The sequence below is a fragment of the Verrucosispora sp. ts21 genome, assembly GCF_002879555.1.
GTDB lineage: Bacteria > Actinomycetota > Actinomycetes > Mycobacteriales > Micromonosporaceae > Micromonospora > Micromonospora gifhornensis.
In genome coordinates, this window is sequence record NZ_PNOZ01000016.1 from 20846 (window position 1) to 40420 (window position 19575).

Annotated in this window: 19 protein-coding genes; 11 read left to right on the forward strand and 8 right to left on the reverse strand. The window is 69.9% G+C overall.

The window, feature by feature from the left end; translation table 11 throughout:
• Window position 1: 1 nt before the first annotated feature.
• Window positions 2-946, forward strand: coding sequence for a phosphotransferase family protein (locus C1A38_RS09350; RefSeq protein ID WP_233196732.1), 945 nt, complete (start codon window positions 2-4; stop codon window positions 944-946).
• 9 nt (window positions 947-955) lie between these two features.
• On the opposite strand, the gene C1A38_RS09355 is transcribed toward C1A38_RS09350, so the two are convergent.
• Window positions 956-2047 carry a glycosyltransferase family 4 protein gene (locus tag C1A38_RS09355; protein WP_102657440.1) on the reverse strand — a complete coding sequence of 364 codons (1092 nt, stop codon included), beginning with the start codon at window positions 2045-2047 and terminating at the stop codon, window positions 956-958.
• A gap of 133 nt (window positions 2048-2180) precedes the next feature.
• On the opposite strand from C1A38_RS09355, the gene C1A38_RS09360 reads away from it, so the two are divergent.
• Window positions 2181-2945, forward strand: coding sequence for an HAD family hydrolase (locus C1A38_RS09360; RefSeq protein WP_102657441.1), 765 nt, complete (start codon window positions 2181-2183; stop codon window positions 2943-2945).
• Between the two features lie 140 nt (window positions 2946-3085).
• Here C1A38_RS09360 and C1A38_RS09365 read toward each other — a convergent pair whose 3' ends face one another.
• Together C1A38_RS09365 and C1A38_RS32575 are read right to left on the reverse strand one after the other, a co-directional pair.
• Window positions 3086-3634, reverse strand: coding sequence for an NUDIX hydrolase (locus C1A38_RS09365; protein ID WP_102657442.1), 549 nt, complete (start codon window positions 3632-3634; stop codon window positions 3086-3088).
• A 44-nt stretch (window positions 3635-3678) separates the two neighbouring features.
• Window positions 3679-5277, reverse strand: a complete 1599-nt coding sequence (locus C1A38_RS32575; protein ID WP_102657443.1) for an integrase core domain-containing protein — start codon at window positions 5275-5277, stop codon at window positions 3679-3681.
• A 27-nt stretch (window positions 5278-5304) separates the two neighbouring features.
• Between C1A38_RS32575 and C1A38_RS09375 the strand changes: the two genes are divergently transcribed.
• Window positions 5305-5637, forward strand: coding sequence for a hypothetical protein (locus tag C1A38_RS09375; RefSeq protein WP_102657444.1), 333 nt, complete (start codon window positions 5305-5307; stop codon window positions 5635-5637).
• On the opposite strand, the gene C1A38_RS09380 is transcribed toward C1A38_RS09375, so the two are convergent.
• The 4 genes from C1A38_RS09380 to C1A38_RS09395 form a co-directional block, all read right to left on the reverse strand.
• Complete coding sequence (locus C1A38_RS09380) at window positions 5610-5882, reverse strand: hypothetical protein (RefSeq protein ID WP_102657498.1); 273 nt, start codon at window positions 5880-5882, stop codon at window positions 5610-5612. The genes C1A38_RS09375 and C1A38_RS09380 overlap by 28 nt on opposite strands.
• Before the next feature lie 96 nt (window positions 5883-5978).
• Window positions 5979-7157, reverse strand: coding sequence for a hypothetical protein (locus C1A38_RS09385; RefSeq protein ID WP_102657445.1), 1179 nt, complete (start codon window positions 7155-7157; stop codon window positions 5979-5981).
• A gap of 150 nt (window positions 7158-7307) precedes the next feature.
• Window positions 7308-8378, reverse strand: coding sequence for a M23 family metallopeptidase (locus C1A38_RS09390; RefSeq protein ID WP_102657446.1), 1071 nt, complete (start codon window positions 8376-8378; stop codon window positions 7308-7310).
• Complete coding sequence (locus C1A38_RS09395) at window positions 8378-8905, reverse strand: hypothetical protein (protein WP_102657447.1); 528 nt, start codon at window positions 8903-8905, stop codon at window positions 8378-8380. Before C1A38_RS09395 ends, C1A38_RS09390 begins: the two co-directional genes overlap by 1 nt.
• 4 nt (window positions 8906-8909) lie before the next feature.
• On the opposite strand from C1A38_RS09395, the gene C1A38_RS31725 reads away from it, so the two are divergent.
• The 7 genes from C1A38_RS31725 (at window position 8910) to C1A38_RS09430 (ending at window position 17710) form a co-directional block, all read left to right on the forward strand.
• Window positions 8910-9437, forward strand: a complete 528-nt coding sequence (locus C1A38_RS31725) for a hypothetical protein (RefSeq protein ID WP_233196733.1) — start codon at window positions 8910-8912, stop codon at window positions 9435-9437.
• A 3-nt stretch (window positions 9438-9440) separates the two neighbouring features.
• Window positions 9441-10187, forward strand: coding sequence for a DUF8175 domain-containg protein (locus C1A38_RS09405; RefSeq protein WP_102657448.1), 747 nt, complete (start codon window positions 9441-9443; stop codon window positions 10185-10187).
• A 310-nt stretch (window positions 10188-10497) separates the two neighbouring features.
• The gene (locus tag C1A38_RS09410) at window positions 10498-11532 is read left to right on the forward strand and encodes a hypothetical protein (RefSeq protein WP_146017497.1); all 1035 of its coding nucleotides are present in this window, start codon (window positions 10498-10500) and stop codon (window positions 11530-11532) included.
• Between the two features lies 1 nt (window position 11533).
• Entirely contained in the window at window positions 11534-13024 is a 1491-nt protein-coding gene (locus C1A38_RS09415) for an SCO6880 family protein (protein WP_102657450.1), read from the forward strand.
• Window positions 13025-13121: 97 nt separating this feature from the next.
• Window positions 13122-14573, forward strand: coding sequence for a TraG/VirB4 family ATPase (locus tag C1A38_RS09420; protein WP_102657451.1), 1452 nt, complete (start codon window positions 13122-13124; stop codon window positions 14571-14573).
• Complete coding sequence (locus C1A38_RS09425) at window positions 14570-16372, forward strand: type IV secretory system conjugative DNA transfer family protein (protein WP_102657452.1); 1803 nt, start codon at window positions 14570-14572, stop codon at window positions 16370-16372. The genes C1A38_RS09420 and C1A38_RS09425 overlap by 4 nt, the downstream gene beginning before the upstream one ends.
• Window positions 16373-16399: 27 nt before the next feature.
• A complete protein-coding gene (locus C1A38_RS09430; RefSeq protein WP_102657453.1) occupies window positions 16400-17710 on the forward strand; it encodes a toprim domain-containing protein in 1311 nt (436 codons plus the stop codon).
• Between the two features lie 159 nt (window positions 17711-17869).
• Here the strand turns inward: C1A38_RS09430 and C1A38_RS09435 are convergent, their stop codons facing one another.
• On the reverse strand, window positions 17870-18574 hold the full coding sequence (locus C1A38_RS09435) for a hypothetical protein (RefSeq protein WP_102657454.1): 705 nt from the start codon (window positions 18572-18574) through the stop codon (window positions 17870-17872).
• A gap of 167 nt (window positions 18575-18741) precedes the next feature.
• On the opposite strand from C1A38_RS09435, the gene C1A38_RS09440 reads away from it, so the two are divergent.
• Window positions 18742-19539 carry a hypothetical protein gene (locus tag C1A38_RS09440; RefSeq protein WP_146017498.1) on the forward strand — a complete coding sequence of 266 codons (798 nt, stop codon included), beginning with the start codon at window positions 18742-18744 and terminating at the stop codon, window positions 19537-19539.
• The last annotated feature ends 36 nt before the right edge of the window (window positions 19540-19575 follow it).

The window sequence follows — 19575 nt, forward strand, 5'->3', positions numbered from 1 at the left end:
TGTGCCGCTCATCGACCTTCCCGCCGACCTGCTCGCCGAGCTCCGCCGCGTGCGCGCCGGTGCCGACGACGATCGCGACGCCGCGCTGTCGGCGATGGGTCTGCGCCCCCTCACGGGAGGCATGCAAAACGACCTCTACCTGTGGACATCCCCGCACAGCGACGACGCGGTAATCAAGCTGTACGTCAAGACCGACCGGCAGCGCGTGCAGAGGGAATGGGCGGCCCTGACCTTGCTCGCCCCGCACGGCCTCGGCACCGTCCCCGCCCCGCTGTGGCTCGACGAGACACCGGTCGAGCCCGCGATCGGCATGACCCGGCTCCACGGCCAGCCGCTGATCGAGGCCGAGGACCAGCTTTCCGCCCTGCGCGCCCTTGCGCACACCACCACGCAGCTGCAGGCCGTGCCCCTGACCGGTCTACTGGCCGAACTTCCCCGGATCGACACAGGCGAGCACTACATGATCCGACTGACGCAGGCTTGGCCGGAGCTGCTGGCCGGCCAGCCCGACGACCCCCTCACCCCCGCCATGCAGCGCCTGCTGGCGGTCTGGCAGAGCAGCGGAGACGCGGACCTGGTCACGGCGCCAGCCGCACCGGTACTGTCCCGCGGTGATGCGAACCTGCTCAACTGGATGATGACCAACGACGGCACTGCGGCCTGCGTCGACTTCGAGTACGCCGGGTTCAGCACTGTAGCCTTCGACGCCGCCGACCTCATCGAGCACATCTCCGGCCGCGCGGTCCCAGACAGCATCTGGACGCAGCTGCTGCCCGACCTCGGCGTCACCGACACCAACCGACACCAGTTCGCCGCGAACCAACGCACCTGCGCCCTGCGATGGCTAGCGATCCTGTGGAAACAGCGCGACCGACGGCGCGCAGAGTTCACCGCCCAGCACGAGCGCGTAGAGATGCTCTACAGCAGCGCCAACCCCTACGCCTGACCTCGGCCCTCAAGACTCGGCCGGCCGCGTTCGCGCGGACTTCATGGTCCGCGCGAACGCCTCCTCCCAGATGGGCAACACATGCGCATAGTCGTGAGTCGCAGCAAGATCCCGAGCCGCCTGCGCCATCCTCTCCAGGCGCGAAGGATCCTCGCGCAGCAGCGCGACCCGGTCGGCAAAACGCCAGGCCACCGCAGCGTCCGCCGGGTCCCCCTCGATCAGGAAACCCGTCACCCCATCCACCACCCGGTCCGGCAGCGCACCCGCCGGCGAACACACGATCACATCACCCGCAGCTGCGGCCTCCAACGCCGCGATGCAACAGGTCTCCGGGTACGTGGTCGGATACAGGTAAAACTGCGCGGTCAGCTGCAACTCGATCAGGTCAGGCTTCGCGACCCGCCCCAGGAAGCGCACGCCGTCCGCCGACATCGCAGCCGCGCGCCGGTACAGGTCTCCCGCGCGCCGCTCATCCTCGTCTGCGGTGATCCCTCGCAGCAGGTGGCTCGACGCGACGAACAACTCCGCGCCCGGGTACACCCCACGAATGGTCGGCCACATGTCGAGCAGCGGCTCCAGCCCTCGCTTCGGGTTCGCGGCGTGCAAAAACCTCCCCGGCACCTTCGGCAACCTCCGGGCATAGTGCGATATGTCTAACCCGTCAGCGGTGACGACCCAGTTCGCCGCTTCAGGATAGCCAAAGTTGTCCAGGTAAAGGCGTCGCTGAAAATCAGAGAACGCGATCAGGACGTTGATTTCATCGTTCAGGACCTGATCGAGAAGGCTGTCGTTCGGTGTTTTCAACCCAAGCTTCGCCACCCTGACAGGCGCGTTAAACCTTCTGGGTTCAACTCTCTTCGTGCGCACCCAAAAAATCACCACATCCCGGTATTCGCCTTCCTGCAAGCCTGGCAGGGGGTGCCAGTTAACGCCCTGGTCCTCAACTCGGGGACAGTCGGCGAAAACCCGGACCTCATGCCCCCTAGCGGCGAGTCCGCGAGCAGCAAGAACGAGTGCGGTCTCATTGCCCCCCAGGCCCTTGTTTTCCAGATCAGAAGGCTGCACAGGCAGGTACCCCGGATGCACGATGTCTACTTTCATGAGGCTCCTGACTTGGTTTGTTAATGCGTGGAGGCACCTGGAGGCCAGGTCACCAACAAGGTGGATTGGTGAAAGACTACCGATTCAGCCATCGAGGCACAACTAGTCGATAACACTCCCCGGGAGCCCGGCCATGAATGTGCTCGTTCTGGACCTTGATGACACGCTCATTGACGACACTCGCGCCAGCCGAGAATCCTTGGCCGAGGCGCTTGGCTCAATAGACCTGCCTGCCGACTCCACGGCAGTAGATAAGGCGATGTCACACATCCGCAAGTCATGGTCACGTCACCCCCATCGCCACCACGGCCCACTTACCTCCGTCAGTGGGTGGGACGCCCTATGGCTGCCGACGACCGGCTCTGGACTTCCTACGGCAGTCGCGGATTCGCTGCACACCCACGAACTCCGGGTATGGGAAACGATCATCGAATCGCTGCGAGGTGATCCGGGGCAGGCGGTTGAGGTGGCCCGTACCTTTCGAGCCCTCCGTCGTCGCGCCCTCCGGTTATTGCCGGGCGTTGAGTCCGGATTGGAGCGGCTCGGGCGCGAGCATCAGCTATGGGTTGCGACCAACGGGCTGCCCGCCCATCAGCGCATGAAGATCGCAGCAACCGGGCTGGAACGGCTTTTCGAGCAGGTTCTGATCTCAGGTGAGATCGGGGTAAGCAAAGCTGATCCCCGGTTCGCAACGGAAGTCGGACGATCCCTACACGGGCGGCAAATCTGCCTGATCGTCGGCGACAGCGCCACCCAGGACCTGCAGTTGGCGGGCAACGGCTGCTGGCCCGCAGCCCACGTATGCGGAGAAGGCGCGTGCGCCGTCGATACACCTCATGCCGTCGCCGTGACTCATGCACCGTCACTTGGCCAGGTGTACACGTGCTGTGGCTGCTGACCAGCAGTACGCGTCATTTGTCGTTGCGTGTCCTTCAACACCGCGCCCGCGCAGTTGTCACGGTGAAACGGACCTGTCCACACAGGCAGCCGGTACATGGCTCGACCCGAAACACGCCTCCTAGGCCCCGCGCAAAGGCCTCACGCTGGCACCGTTACCGCCCGCGCGATGCGATGTCCGACAAGCCGCTCTGCCACAGAAAGCGGATACCAGGCTGCGGCTCGCACCTCCGACTCCTGGATGCACCCCACGTCCGCCTGCGTTGTCACGAACGAATAACCTAGGTCAAGATGGAAGTGCTCCGGCTCGTCCTTCGCCGGCCGCGCCGGAACCCTCCCGTACTCGACATACACCGGAATCTGAGAGGCTAGTACGAGACCGCTGGGATCAACACCAGTCTCCTCCACCAACTCCCGCACGGCCGCACCGATCAGTGCGGAATCAGTCGGCTCGACATGTCCACCAGGCTGCAAGAGGATTCCGTAGGCGCGGTGATCGACAAGAAGCACGTCCCCGCCGCGCACCAAAAGCGCACCGACAGTTACGTGCACCGAGAAGTTGCGTCGTGAGGCGAAACCCGTTCCTTGAGCCAGGAGCCTAGCCAGCTCGGACAGTGACGCCGCTTCGTCCGGATAGCACTCCAGGTAGGCCGAGAGCGCCGCCGAGATATCCGAATCACTGACCGCCACGAGCCGTCTCGGAACCTGTCAAGTCAAGTGAGACGTTTTCGTGGTTAGGTGTTCTGTAGATTTGCGGGTTGAGCTGCTGGTTTGTTGATCCACACGGTGGTCGGTAGGGCTGGGGGTCGGGGGCGGCGGGTGAACCGGTCGGGGTGGGTGTGCCAGGCGGTGTCGAGGGTGGCCTGCCGTTGGTCGTGCACGTCGGCGGCGGTGTCGTAGTGCACTGAGGCGGGGGTGTGCAGGCCGATCCCGTTGTGGCGGTGTTCGTGGTTGTAGTAGGTGAAGAACTCGGTGCAGAACTCGCGGGCGTGTTCGAGTGAGGTGAACCGGTCGGGGAACGCGGGGCAGTATTTCAACGTCTTGAACTGCGCTTCGGAGTACGGGTTGTCGTTCGATACCCGTGGTCGGGAGTAGGAGCGGGTGACGTCGAGGTCGGCGAGGAGTTCGGCGACGGGTTTCGAGGTCATCGACGAGCCCCGGTCGGCGTGCAGGACTTCGGGTCGAACCCGGTTGCGGGTGATGGCGTCGTCGATCAGTTCGCGGGCGAGCATGGAGTCCTCACCGCCGGCGACGTAGGTGTCGTAGTAGCGGTTAAGGTCGGCGCGCAGCCTGGCCATCGTGGGGGTGTCCTCGCGATGCGCGGCCTCTTCGTCGAGCAGTGCGACCACGGTTTCGCGTAGTCGGATCAGCGACCGCAGTTCCGCGATCTGGGTCTTGGGTGGGTCGTGGCGGGCCGGGCGGCCGTTGCGGATCTGGGTGAATCGTCCGTCGCCGAGATCCTGGAAAAGCCCTTCCTGCTGTTGGAGGTCGCTGTGGAACACCACGTCGGGCTGGTCCTCGACAGCCGGGGCAGCGGGGGTGGCGACGAGACCGCGGCTGCGTGCGTCGGTGGTGATGTGACGCAGCGCCTCGACGAGTGCCGGACCGGTCGACCCGATGCCCCGGACGGTGAGCGCGGGCCCGTGCCGGCTGCTGTCGACGAGGGTTTCTCCCAGCACCAGGTCGGGGTGGGCGAGGAAGTACTCGTTGACCGGGATGCTGGCCGGCGCGATTCCCTCGCGGGCGCCGGGCCACTCGGTCACACGGGCGGTCAGCCAGGTGGCAGGCGTGGGGGTGGCCTCGGGCGAGCGGCGGCGCAGGATCAGTAGGTCGGTGACGACCTCGGTGCCGGCCGCCACGGCGTGCGCAGTGGCGGGTAGCCGGACGGCGCCGACGAGGTCAGCCAGGTCCGCCATCTGTGCGCGGGCCTGCTGGTGGGCGTCGTCGGTGCCATCCATCGTGTAGCGGGAGGTGATCAGGGCGACGATGCCACCGGGCCGTACCAGGTGCAGTGACTTGAGCAGGAAGTGGTTGTGGATGGAGTGCCGGCGGTCCGGGTTGTACTGCGGGTCGTGGGGCTTGTGGCTGCCGAAGGGGACGTTTCCGATCGCGGCGTCGAAGGCGCCTTCGCTGATGCGGGTGTCGGCGAACGACTCGGCGAGGATCCGGGCGTCCGGGTACAACGCCTGAGCGATCGCCGCGGTGGTCGGGTCCAGTTCCACCCCGACCATCTGCATGCCCTCAGGTGCCAGGCCGATCATGTTGCCGCTGCCACAGCCGGGTTCGAGGACCCTGCCGCTGGTCAGGCCGAGGGCGCGCAGGGCATCCCACATCGCGGCGACGTAGGCCGCGTCGGTGTAGTGGGCGTTGAGCGTCGTGGTCCTGGCCGCCTGGTAGCCGTCGTCGCCGAGCAGCTCGCGCAGCTCGGCGCGCTCGTCGGCGAACCGGTGCGCGTACTTGTCCCGCTCGTCGAAGAGCTGCGGGGTGGCGCCCCACCCGGACCACCGGGCGAGCTGTGCCTGCTCGGCCGCCGTCGCGGGCCGCTGCTCGGCCCGCAGGGCACGCAGGATCCGGACGGCGGCGAGGTTGGCCTCGACCCGTTCGCGTTCCCCCGACGGCGCAAGGTCACGCTGCCCGTTCGGCCGGAATCGGAGGCGGTCCGGGTCTACTGCGTCTCGTCGGGTTCCAGGTAGACCATTCGCCGCATCACGTGGCTCTCCGCCTCGTGGCGGGCGGTGTTGAGCCGCTGGAGCCTGCTCAGGTAGCCCTCCCCGGCCGGGGCCGGGCCCGCGAGCGTCCGCGTCGTCGTCTCGATCGCCGCCTCGATGTCCTGGCCCAGTCGGGCGAAGAACGCCTCCGGGTCCTCCATCTCCCGAACCCGGTCCGGCCAGGTCTGCGTCCAGTGCTCCTTGGCCTGGGCTCCGTACAGGTTCAGCATCCTTGGGCTCCTCCGCTGCGTACTCATAGTGTGGCGCGGCGTCGGGGCCGTCCGTCAAATCCGTCGCCGGGTTTTCTCGGTGGTTCGACGGGCTGGTCATCGGACGTTCCGCGGGGTGGGCGGTAGCCGGTGTGGCGCATCGGGCAGATGCCCGGAGGTGGACGTGGGGTTCTGCCCTGCCGGATCGACGCGCAGCGGGCCGAAAGCCAACCGGGCTGCGGGGGCGCGATGTGTGGTGGCTGCGGCGGCATGGAAGGTGCTGGGCGCGGCTGCCGGGAAGGAGATGAGCGGGGCCGCACCGGGCGGGCTGTGGTACCCGGGGTTGGAGACGCGGCCGAGCATGTCTGCTTCCGCCGCCCACCGCGCGTCCACCTCGGCGGCGCGCAACCAGTCGAATCCGCTGCGACCGTCGATGAGGACAGCACGCTGGATGTGCTCGGGAACCAGGTTGTCGACTGCGGTGAGCATCCGGCCCGCCACCGACCAGCTCGCGTCGCTGTGCCCGTCGCGGAAGCCGTGGACGTATCCCACCCGGACGGCCGCTGCGAGGCGGCCGGCCTCGGTGTCGTCGGTCCAGTCCCCGAGCGCTACCCGGTAGTCGTTGTGGTGCGGCCCCTGGTCTAGCACGGTGGGGGCGGCGAGGGTGGCTTCCTTGGTCACCTGATACGCCATGCGGAGCAGGTCGAGCGCCTGCGGGCTCATCGGCGCGCGAGCCGGTTGGGTAGGGGCGAGGTCTTCGAGTACCTGAGCGACCTCGCGCTGCTCCAGCCCGGCGAGAAGGGTGGCGGCGGTGAGCACCACCAGCTCGTGGTCCTCGCGCCGAGCTTGCGGCACGGTGATCTCGGGCCGGTGCGGGCTGCCGTGGTGCCGCGCCTCGCGGGCGAAGACGTCGCCCCCCGGCTTCGTCGCGGTCTGCTGCCAACCCGCGCGGGTCAGATAATCGCGCAGGCTCTGCGGCTCCACCCGGGCTGCGTGCAGCCAGTTGGCGACAAGGCGGTGGAACCCGGTCATCCCCGGCTGGGCCGGTTCGGCACGGCGCAGGATCGCGGTGGCCAGGAAAGCGCCGGTTACCTGCTGTCCACGCTGCACGCCCGCGCGGTGGCCCGGCCGCCAGGCCACGTCGACGACCGCGCGCATGGCCGGAACCTGCATGATGGTGCCGTCGCGGTGGGCGTTCCAGGCGGATGCCGCCGCTGCCGCGAGCGTGTCGGTCGGTGCGCCCATCAGGCGCGGGGCCATCGCCCGCAGCGCTATGGCTGCCGTGCGCTCGTCCATCGCCAAACTCCTTGGGTTTCAGCACGTCGCTCGACCACCGGTGCCGGCCGTGCGGAGAAGAGGGGGAAGTGGGAGATCGCCCGGTCAGGTGCTGGCCTGGAAGCGCTCGGGGGCCGACCGGACACCGGGAAGCACCACAAAGCCTGCGATTCAGCCTGTTCCTTGCAGATCCACACCAACGCCACGCATGTACGGGACCGGGTCGATGGTCGTGGCGTTCGAGATGGGCGGAGCCGGCTGGTGCACCTGGAAATGCAGGTGAGGGCCACTGGAGTGGCCGGTCGATCCGACCCGCCCGATCTGCTGGCCAGCGGTGACACGGTCACCGGCCCGGACATTGAGGGAGCTGGCGTGGCAGTAGGTGGTGCCCACGCCGCCGCCGTGGTCGATCTCCACCGTCAGCCCACAACCGGGTGTGTTCCGACTTCCAGGCCGGTCGCAGTAGGGGCTTGTGCATTCGGCGCTTGTGACGGTGCCGGCGGCGGCGGCGAGGATCGGGGTGCCGGTGGGCGCGGCGAGGTCGACACCACGGTGCATCCGGCCCCACCGCATTCCGTACGGCGAGACGAACGCGTAGCTGCCCTTCGGCAGCGGGAGCTGCCACGGGCCGCTGGCGCCGACGGTGCAGGTGATCCCGAGCCGGGCGGTGATCAGGGCCACGAGGCGCTGCGCGTCGGATTGCCACTTGGCGTACGCGTCGGGGAAGGCGGAGATCTGCACGGCCTGCGCGGCGGCGGTCAACGACATGCCCTGCCAGCCGGGAACGCGCACGAGCTTCTCGTAGAACTTCGTCGCCGCGTAGCGGGGGTCGAGAATCTGCTCCGGGCTTCCCCATCCCTGGCTGGGCCGCTGCTGGAACAGCCCGAGGGAGTCGCGGTCACCGCCGGGCAGGTTCCGCAGCGACGACTCCTGCATCGCGGTGGCCACGGCGATCACCCAGCCGAAGCTGGGGACGTTGAGCTGCGCGCCGACGTCGACGATGACGGCGGCGTTGCCGACCTGCGCGCTGTCCCACGACCCTTCCGCCGGCCATGCCGGCGGTGTGGAGGTGGCTGCCGGCGTCGCCCCGGATGGGCTGGCTGAGGGTGTGGCAGGGCCGCTGGTGCAGGCGTACGCCGGGGTCGACGACGTCACGACCGCGGTGACGGCGACCAGGGCCAGCGGGACGAGCACGAAGGTGGTGACGGCGAGGACCAGGAGGCTGCGGGTCTTGGCGGACATCACGGCCTCGCCGGGACCAGGTCGTAGTGCGCCACCCGCCAGCCCGCGTCGGTACGACGCAGCGTGCAGTACACCGTGCTGTGCTCGGTCCACCCGCGCCAGCCGTCGATGCCGACCGGCGTGACCGTGGCCCGCTGGGCGCGGTATGCCTCGACGCTGCTGTCCGGGGGCCGGTGGATGTCGGCGTGCTCCGTCTGCTCGACGGTCAGCCGGGCGTGGTGCGCGACCCAGGTTGCCCATCGACCGTCTCGCTGCGCTGCCGGGCTCTGCGCGGCGAGCGCACCGTCCATGAACGCGGTGGCCCGCTGGTAGGCCGCGCCTGGTCCCGGGTCGCGGTTGGTGTCCGCGCTGAACAACGCGGCCACGAACGCGCGGCACACCCGGCCGGGATCGGCGTAGTCGAATCCGGCGGCCGTGGGCGGCGCAACCGGCACGGCGGGGCGGATGGGTGCGGGCAGGGTCTGGGTGCCCGGGTTGTCGTCGGGGTGTTCGGCTGGCTGTCGGCCGCAGCCGGCGACGAGCGACACGAGGGTGAGCGTCAGCGCCGCTGCCCGTGTTCGGTGTCCTGTTCGCGCATACATGCCCCGACGCTCGCCGGCCACCGGTGGCGTTACCGCTGCCAACCGTGCAGGCAGTGGCGGTAACGCCGCCGCCAACTGCGACGGCAACTGCCCGTCAGCGCCGCGAGATCAGCGTCATTGGCAGACGCGCACACCGCGCGTCGTCACCACTGACTCGGAGGACGACGTGCTCGCTCACTACCTCGCTTTGGCCGCCGACATCGTCGTCGCGGCACCCACCCCGGACCCGGCCATCCCGAACCCCGCCCCCGTGGCGCCCGACGGCCTCGGCGAGCTGGGAAACCTGTTCATCGGCTGGATGAAGTGGATCCTGATCGTCGGCGGCGTCGGCGGCCTGCTGGCCTGCGGGATCATGATGACCGTTGGCCGGCGCAACCGCAGTTCCTTCGCGGCCGACGGCGCGGCCGGGATTCCGTGGGTGCTCGGTGGCCTCACCCTCGGCGCCGTCGCCGCGCTGATCGTTGGGGCGGTGATGTGAGCCGTGACCGACGACGTGATCGCCCGTACCCGGCGCACCACAGCCCGACGGCTGACCGCTGTTGGTGCCGTCACCGCGACGCTGCTGCTCGCCGCCGCCGGGGTCGTCTTCATCTCCCGCGCACGGCCCACCCCGGCACCCCCGGCGTCCCCCGCTCCGCAGTCGTCGCAACCCCGGACCGGCAGCAGCAGCGCCGAGAACGATCTACCGGACGACCTGCGCTGGGTTGATGTTGCGGGGGTCGCCGTGCCGGCCTCGACCCAGGGCGGCCCGTCCGACACCTCAGCCGGCCTAGCCCGTGGCTTCTCCCACGACCGCGGCGGCGCGGTCCTCGCGGCCGTGCACATCGTGCTGCGGGTCGCACCGCAGGTCGGCGCGGACATCTTCAACCCGACGCTAGCCGCACAGGTCGTCGGGCCGGACGTTGCGGCGATGCGGGCGCGGGTGTCGCAGGAGTACGACGACCTGCGCGGCCAGGAACAGGCCGGCTACGGCGGGCCGGTCGGGGAACTACACACGGCGCTGCGCGGCTACCGGATCACGGCGTACACGCCGGGTGAGGCGTCGGTGGAGCTGCTGACGGAGTCGGTCACCGACAGCGATCGGCGCGTTCTGGCCGCGTCTGCGGTCCAGATGAGCTGGACCGGGTCGGACTGGGCGCTGATCGCCCCGGCGGGTGGCAGCTTCGACGCCAGCGTGTGGCTGGTCACCGACGCCAGCGGGTTCACGGTGTTCCCGGGCGGCAGGTGAGTCAGCGATGTGTAACCCGTTCATGCCGATTACCTGCCCAGGTGTGATCGCCGGGGGCGCCGCCGTCGTCACCGCTCCGGGACAGATCCGCGACTCCATGGTCGACCAGGTCGTGAGCGGGCTCGCCGGGGCGGTCGAGGAGGCTGTCACGTGGATGGTGACAGTCCTGGCGTCGTGGCTGCTGGTGCCCAGCACCAACCTCTGCCCGGCGGGTACTGCTCCCGGCGACTGGGTCGCCCAGTGCAACACCGCCGCCGGACCGGCGCAGCAGCTCCGTGGCTACCTGTTTCCGATCACGGTCCTGGTGTTGGTGGCCGGTCTGGTGTGGCAGGGGATCACGATGACCATCACGCGCAAGGGTGAGCCGCTGCTCCAGGCCGTTCGCGGTATCTGGACGGCTGGCCTGTGGGGTGCCGTCGGTATCGCCGGCACCCACATGGTCCTCAAGGCCGGCGACAGCTACGCCCATTGGCTGCTGAACGAGGCGGTGCTGAAGGACTCGGCGCAACCACCGAACGAGGCGATGAGCGCCGCGATGGCCGCGGTGCTGCTACCTGCGGCGGCGACCGCCCCGTTCATCACGCTCGTCGTGGGCATGGTGGTGCTGCTGGCGACCCTGCTGCAAACGGTCCTGATGGTCTTCCGCGAGGGTTCCGTCGTCGTTCTCGCCGGCCTCCTGCAACTCGCGGCGGCCGGCAAGATCACCCAGGGAACCTCGTCGTGGCTGCCCAAGGTGCTGTCGTGGGCACTGACGCTCGCGACGTACAAGGCTGCGGCGGCAACGGTGTACGCCACCTCGTTCACGATGATGGGCGGCAACGGCCGCGACTTCATCATGGGCCTGGCGATGCTGCTGCTGTCGATCATCGCTCTGCCGGCCATGGCCAAGTTCTTCCAGCTGTTCACCGGCACGCTCAGCTCCGGCGGTGGCAACAGCATCGGGATGCTCGGCGCCGGTGTGGCGGCGGGCCTGCACGCGGCGTCGTCGCTGCGGGCGGTCGGTGGCAGCAGCGCGTCCGACCATGCCCGCTACATCGACACCGCCCTTCCCCAATCGGGTGGTAACGGCCCGAGCGGCGCGGCGCCCGCCCCGCCGTCTCCTCCCCCTTCACCCGGCCCGACCGTGATCAACGGGCACGCCAGCACCGCCACCGCCGCCAGCAACGCGGCGACGACCGTCCCGGCCGGAACAACCGCAGCGTCGGGCGGCGCAGCAGCGGCGGGAGCCGCAACGGGTCCGGCAGCGCCGATCGTCATCGCCGGAGTGGCAGCGGCGCAGGCGGGCACGCAGGCCGCTAAGTCCGCGGCGAACACCACCAGCGCGACGATGCAGGAAGGACGCTGAGATGGCCTCCGACCAGCCGCACGTGCGTACCTACGGCGGGTGGCGCCGGTCTCGGGGCATGGGGTTGCTCGGGCTCGGTCCGATGCAGACCGGGGTCGTGCTCGCCGCGATCACCGTCCTGATCATCTCCGGGTCCGTCGGGCTCCGGATCCTCGCCGTCGTCGCGGCACCATGCCTGATCACCATCGGTCTCATCGTGCTGCGGTGGGACGGCATGCCGCTGTCGGCCGGCATCGCCCAACGGGTGCGCTGGGCGATCGGCACCACCCGGGGCTACACCTCGTACCGCTCCGGGGTGATGGTCGCGGGCGAGCACGCCTGGCAACTGCCGGGCCTGCTCGCCCCCACCGTCCTGCTCGATGTGGCCGACGAGCACGGCGGTGACTTCGGTGTCGTCTACAACCGGCGGCTCGGCACGATGACCGTGACCCTGCGCTGTGCGGCGACGTCCACCTGGCTCGCGGACCCCGACACGACCGCCACGTGGGTCGCGAACTGGGGCTCCTGGATGGCGAACCTCGGTTACCTGCCGGTTGTACGGTGGGTGGCGGTCACGGTGGACACCGCGCCCGACCCGGGGTCCCGGCTGACCGACTACGTCAGCCGGCGGATCGCGCCCAACGCCCCGGCCAGCGCACGTCGCGTTCTCCAGCGTCTCGTGGAGGTCTCCCCCGCCGCTGCGGCCGACGTGGAAACCAGGCTCTCCATCACGTTCAACCCCGCCGCGTCGCCCGCGAAGCCACGCACCGTTGACGAGGCGTTGGACGAGATCAGCCGGGCGCTACCAGGGCTCCAAGACTCGCTCGGCGGCTGCGGCGTCACGGTGCTCGGCCGCGCCACCGCCGCCCACCTCGCGGCCACCGTCCGCGTCGCTTTCGACCCCGCGATCCGCGGCGAGGTCTCCCGCCTGTCCAGCCAGCAGGGCGTCGACATGAGTCGCTGGCTGGACTGGGAAACCGCCGGACCTGTCATGGCCGAAGAACACCTCGACCGGTACGTGCACGACTCGGGAGTCTCCGTGTCCTGGGCCCTGCACGAGGCACCGCGCCAGCAGGTACACGCCGACGTGCTGGCGAGGCTGCTCGCGCCCGGCCCGCATCCCAAGCGGGTCACCATCTTCTACCGTCCGCTGCCCGCCGGGGAAGCCGCGCGCATCGTCGAAGCCGAGGTCAACGCCGCCCAGTTCCGGCAGGCATACCACCGCTCCCAGCGCCGCGACGAGTCGGCACGCGACCTGGCCGACCGGGAGCGGGCGTTGCGCGCGGCCCGTGAAGAGGCCACCGGCTCCGGCGTGGGCTTCTTTAGCCTCTTCACCACCGTCACCGTCCTGGACAACGAGCAGCTCGGCCGCGCCGTCGCCGACATCGAAAGCCGAGCCGACACCGCCAAGATCCGACTCCGGCGGCTACGGGCCAGTCAATCCGCCGGCTTCGCCGCGACGTTGCCGTGCGGCATCTGCCCGCCGCAACTCGCCCGTCACTGGCCCCGCTGACCGTCGCGCCTACTCGCCCTCGTCGCGGCCGTCGCGGCGGGGCGGGCGATCCCCTGTCCGCGCTGATTCCACCGCTCGTCTGAAGGAGCACGCTGCGATGTCACGCATCCGTACCGCCGTCGGGGACGCCGCTGGGCTCGCCCCCGCCTGGGGCGTACGCGCCCCGGGCGCCGGCCGCGCCAGCCACGTCCATCCAGGAATGGAGTACCAGGGCACCACCGTGCAGCTCTGCGGCCTCTACCCCTACGTTGCCGGCAGCGGCGCACCGACGCTGGGTGTCCCGATCGGCCGGCACCAGCTGTGGGGCGAGGTCGTCTGCCTCGACCCGCTGGAGTGGCTGCGCGCCGGACTAATCACCAACCCCGGAATGTTCGTCCTGGGCCAGCCCGGCGCCGGCAAGAGCACCATCGTGAAACGCCTGATCACCGGCATGGTCGCCTGCGGCACCCACGCCCTGATCCTGGGCGACACCAAACCTGACTACACCCCCCTCGTGGAACACCTGGGCGGCCAGGTCATCACCATCGGCCGGGGCCTGGACCGACTGAACCCGTTGGACTCGGGACCACTCGGTGCCGCGCTCACCCGGATGAGCGGCCTCGAACAACGGCAACTCCGGCTCGAAATTCGTGGCCGGCGGATGGCGCTGCTGCTCGCCCTGTGTGCCCTGGTCCGCGGGCGACCGATCACCAATCCCGAGGAAGTCGTCCTCGGCAGAGCCATCGACGTTCTCGCCGAACGCCTCGACCACGACCCGACCGTGCCCGACGTGCTGAAGCTCATCGAAGACGGCAGCGACGAGCTGCGCGCTGCCGCCCGCGCCCGCACCGAGGGCGAGTACCGACGCCGGGTCGACGAACTCATCCCCACCCTCGCCCTGCTGCTGGAGGGATCGCTGCGCGGCGTGTTCGACGCCCCGACGAGCACGCCCATTGACCTGGACGCACCCGCTGTCTCCGTCGACATCAGCCACGTCGCCGCCGCCGGTGACCAACTCGTCAGCGCCGCCATGCTCTCGGTCTGGGCGTACGCGTTCGGGGTGGTCGACGCCGCCGCCGTCCTCGCGGACAAGGGCCTCGCCCCCCGGCGACAGTTCCTCGCCGTCATGGACGAACTCTGGCGGGCATTGCGCGGCGCGTCCGGACTCGTCGAGCACGCCGACGCGTTGACCCGCCTGAACCGGCAACGCGGCATGGCCAGCGTCATGGTGACGCACTCACTCGCCGACCTCGACGCGCTACCCACCACGGAGGACCGCAGCAAAGCCCAAGGCTTCATCGAACGCTCCGCAATCAAGATCCTGGCCGGGCTACCGCCCCGGGAACTGGCCCGCGTCAACGAGGTCGTGCGACTGTCCGGCCCGGAACGGGAACTGGTCGCCAGTTGGGCCGCCCCCGAAGCCTGGATTCCCGGCAGCGTCCACCCCGGCCGGGGCCGATACCTCGTCAAGACGGGAGAACGCCCCGGACTTCCGGTGTCACTAACCCTGGTCGGCGACGAATGGCGCCTCTACGACACCGACGCCGCCGTGCGCGAGGACCGGCCATGAGTACCCGGCCCGTCGAACCACGCGGCAACGCCGGTGGCCCGTTGACCCCGTACGTCCTGCTAGGAATCGCCTGGGCGGCAATCGGAATGGTGTGGCTGGCCTGGCTGTCCGGACGGATCGCCGCCGTGCTCACCGGACGGCCGTGGGACACCGGGCCGCCGTTCGGTGGCGCTTTCGTGCAAGGGCTGCTGCGGGGCGACTGGGCCGCGCTGTGGCCGGACGTGCCGCCACCACTGATCACGGCCGTCTACGGGCTCACCCTGGCGGTAGTCCTACTCCCCACCCTCGGTGGCTGGCTGTGGTGGCTCGCCCGACGTCCCTCCGCCGACGACCCGCTGCGGTCGCTGGCAACGCCCCGCGACGTCGAGGCGCTGACGCTGCCAGCCGTTACCAGCAAGGCCCGACGCCTGCGGCCCAGCCTCGCCCACGAGGCGGGCAAGCACATCGACCCCGAATCGGCCGGCGTAGCCCTCGGCACGCTGCGCCGCCGAACCGGACGGCCCCCCGCCCTCTACGCCTCGTGGGAAGACGTCGTCCTCGCGGTGATGGCGCCCCGCGCCGCGAAGACGACCGCGCTCGCGGTGCCCGCGGTACTCCACGCCCCCGGAGCGGCCATCGCCACCAGCAACAAATCAGACCTGTGGGCCACAACAGCCGCCCTGCGCGCCGAACACGGCCGCGTGTGGGTCTTCGACCCACAGCAGATCGCCCACGTCGCCCAGGAATGGTGGTGGAACCCCCTCACGGTCGTCCGCGACGTGGAAAGCGCCCACCGGCTCGCCGACCACTTCATCCAGCAGATCCGCAACGAACACCAAGGCGACGACTTCTGGTCCATGGGCGCCCTGGACCTGCTGACCTCCCTGATCCTCGCCGCCGCCACCAGCGGCGGGACGCTGCTCGACGTGCAACGCTGGCTGTCCGACTCCACCAGCCGCGTCCCCGCCGGAATCCTGCACGACGCCGGATACCTCGCCTCCGCCCGAGCCCTCACCGGCCGCCAAGCCGGCGCCCCCGAGACGCGCGAGGGCATCTACGAAACCGCCCGCACCGCCGCCGCCTGCCTGGCCAACCCCGCGATCATGGCGTGGGTCACCCCACCAACACGACCCATACCGGCGCTCGACATCGCCGGATTCGCACGCACCTCCGACACCGTCTACCTGCTGTCCAAAGACGGCGCCGGCAACGCCGCACCGCTGGTGGCCGGCCTGACCGACCAGATCCTGCGCGCCGCAGTGCAAGCAGCCGAGGTAGCCGGCGGCCGGCTCGACCCACCACTCATCGCCTGCCTCGACGAAGCCGCCAACATCTGCAAGATCCGCGACCTACCGGACCAGTACTCGCACCTCGGAAGTCGGGGCGTCGTCGCCATCACGATCTTGCAGTCCTACCGGCAAGGCACCCGAGTCTGGGGCGAACGCGGCATGGACGCCCTGTGGAGCGCCGCCACCTGCAAGCTAGTCGGTGCGGGCATCGACGACGCGCGGTTCGCCGAAGACCTGTCGCGGCTCGTCGGTGACCACGACGTCGCGGTGGCGTCCCGAACCCGGGGCAGCGCCGGGCACGACTCGTGGCAGACGAGCACCCGGCGGCAACGCATCCTCGACGCCGCGCACGTACGCGCCCTGCCCAAAGGCACCGCCTTACTGCTGGCCACCGGCATGCGGGCAGCGCTGATCACCCTCCAGCCCTGGTTTGAAGGCCCCCTCGCCGCCCGGCTGACGCAAGCGGTAGCGGCCTCCACCGAAGCGATGAAGACATCCGCACAGGCCAAGACCCACGCCGGCCACCCCTGATCGACCACCTGGCGCGAGGAGGTCGCGATGGCCATCGCCCACCCGACTCCGACCCCCGACCAGCCAGCACCGCCGGATCCCCGACGACTGCGCGCAGCGAACCGCGCCGCCGTGGCCTTCTACCGCGAACAGCTCGGCGGAGAGCACGCCCGCGGCGTACGCGGCTACCTGAGAAACCGAGGTCTCGCCACACTCGCTCGACACGACAGCGACGACGGTCCGGCGCGGTGGCTCGTCGGCTACGCGCCGCGCGCCTGGACCGCGCTCACCCACCAACTGCGGGCCGAGGGCTTCACGGATCAGGAACTCGTCACGGCAGGACTATCGGTGCGAACCCGCAACCAACGACTCATCGACCGCTTCCGCGACCGCCTGATGTTTCCCATCCGCGACCCAGCAGGACACCCGCTCGGGTTCATCGGCCGGGCCGCCCCCGTCGCCGGCCCGGCCGTCCCGAAGTACCTGAACACTCCCGAAACCGCCCTCTACCGCAAGGGCACGGTGCTGTTCGGTGTCGCCGAACAGCAGGACCGGTTACAGGCAGGCTGGCGCCCCGTCGTGGTCGAGGGCCCCATCGACGCCATCGCCATCTGGCTGTCCCACACGTCCCACGGCCGCAGCGGAGCCATCGGTGTCGCCTCCTGCGGCACCACGCTCACCCACGCCCAAGCCACGATCCTGTGCAGCATGCCCGGCGCCGGGAACGGCATCGTCGTCGCTTACGACGACGACCCCGCCGGGCACACGGCCACCGAACGCGCGTGGTCAGTGCTACGCAACGCCGTTCCCCCCGGCCCACTGCTCGCCGCCGAACTCGCCGGAGGCGACCCCGCCGACCTCCTGGGATCCGATGGTGGCCGCGCGGCGGTACGGAACGCAGTACAGGGTCGGGCGTACCCGCTCGTACAAGCCGTGATCGACCACCGCCTCACCAAGCTCACCACCCGACACCCACGGCTCCTTGAGGACGTCGCCGGCCGATGCGCTGCGGTCCGAGCGGTCGTGCCCCTACTGTTCGACGCAGTCAACGGTGCGCAGGCAACCGAGCTGGCAACCAGAGTCACCGAACGGCTCGGAGTCGGCCTCGACACCGTTGCCATCGCGATGGCCGAACACGTCGACAGGTCCCTCCACGACGCCGGCACCGCGCTCGAACAAGCTGCCCTTGGCCGCCCCCCACCGATGCATCCAATCCACCGGTCACCAAGTGCGGCGATCCTGGCCTTTCCGACACTTCGGATGGTCGGGACAACGCACCGGACTGATGCGCGCGCCACAGCAGGCGAACGTCCTTTCGGACGCCGGGACCGCATCGGACGCACACAAGGTGGTTGTTAGAACCTGCGCTGATCCGAGCTGATCAAGGGCCAACGCAGGGCAGCGGTCAAGACCCACGTGACTGGTCGCCCCGTCGGCGTCTGGTCGATCCCCCGAACGGGCAGCCGGGGTGACCGGCGGCCCGTGCCGTGTCGGTGGCCGGGGCGAGCGGTCGTGGCGTCAGCCCGAGACAAGCCGGGAGCCGGTGAGCACCACGATGCCAGTCGGCGAGTCGCACTGCACCCGCAACACCAACTCGTCGGCGCCCTCGATGACCGCCGTGAGTGGCGTGGCACTGCGCGGGTCGCCTCCGCCGACGGCGCGGTTGAGGCGCTGAATCGTCCCGTCAGCCTGGGTGACGTTGACGAACACCGTGACGTACGCCTTCGCCTGCGGGTCGTCGGGGGACCAGGGACGCACCGTGGTGGTGAGGTCGAGGTAGCGGCGCAGCAGCGGATAGACAACCTCCCGGTGCTTGTCCGCGCTGGTGTTGTGGGGGCAGGAGACGCTGACCGGGCGGTCGTAGCCGGGCTGGTCGGCCAGGGCCCGGGGCAGCGGCACCAGGTTCGCGCCGCCCTCGCGCACCGGGAGCGTGTCGAGGGGAACGCCCGACGGGGCGGGCGGGGTGCTGTCGCTGGCGCTCGCTCCAGTGGCCGGTGCGGTCGGTCCCGGTCCAGGCGGCGGCGCGGACGGCAGGCCGGCCTCGGTCCGCTCCTGCCCCGCGCCGGGCCAGGTCACGTCGAAGTAGTCGCGGGCCAGGGCGACCCCGCCGATCAGGACGCCGAGCGCCGTCAGCGCCAGCACGACCTGTCGGCCGCGTCCCGGCCGTCCGCCGGTGTTGTCGCCGTCGGTGTCCGCCGATGGGGCATTGTCACGCGTCGCCACGTCGCTCCTGTGGTGTGGTGCCGGACAAGGTGTCGATTTCTATCATCGGCCGGGCCGATGCGCCGCCCCGTCTGATCAGCTGTCGCCTATGTGATAGCCGGCCGCGGCAATCTCTGGCATAAATCTCCGGCGGTCTTCCACAGTCGACCCAAGCCTGGAGGTACCCCGTGAGCCAGTCGCCCGGCAACAACCCTCCACCAGGCCCGGCAGCCACCCCGCCCGCTCCGCCGCCGGCCGGGCGCGGCGTCGCGCCGCCCAGCCGACCCGCCTCCGGCGGCCGGTTCGCTTTGGTGGCGTTGGTCGTCGCGGTGCTGGCCCTGGTGCTCGCCGGCGGCTCGGCCCTGTTCGCCTGGCGCGCCATCGACCAGGCCAAGGACGCGAAGGCGATCGCGCTCGCCGGTCCGGGTAGAGTGTCGTCCGCCTCGCCGCCGACCGATCCCGGCGCACCCCCAGTCGCCACCGACGCCCCGGCCACCAGCGGAGTCCCGGCCGGTGACCCGCCGCCGCGGTCCCCCGACGAAGTGCCGGAGTTGACCGAACAGACCCTCTATCAGCCCAAGTACCAGAAGCAGTCGCTGGTACTGAAAGCGACGTGCAGCAGCTCCATGTACGCCGACCTGGACGAACCGCGCGCCAGGAACGAGTCGGCCGGTACCGAACTGAGGTTCATCGCCGGATGCGGCAACGAACCCACGGCGTTCCGGCTCATGGACGGAGTGGAGGGGAGCGAGGCCGGGCGACCCGGCATGACCCCGCAGGAGTGCGCCACGCAGATCCGCTTGGCACTCATCGCGCAGAACGCCCGCATTCCGGCCCGCAAGGGCAGCGTGCTCTGCGTCACGACCAACTACCGCGCGGCGAAGGCCGCCGGTGACGACTGGCGGATGGTCCTGGTCGAGGTGGTCGGGGTGGCGAACGACGGAGCGACCACGATCGAAGTGAGCGCCTGGAACATCCCGGACTAGGTACTTTCTTGCGGATCATAAGTCTCGCTCGTACGG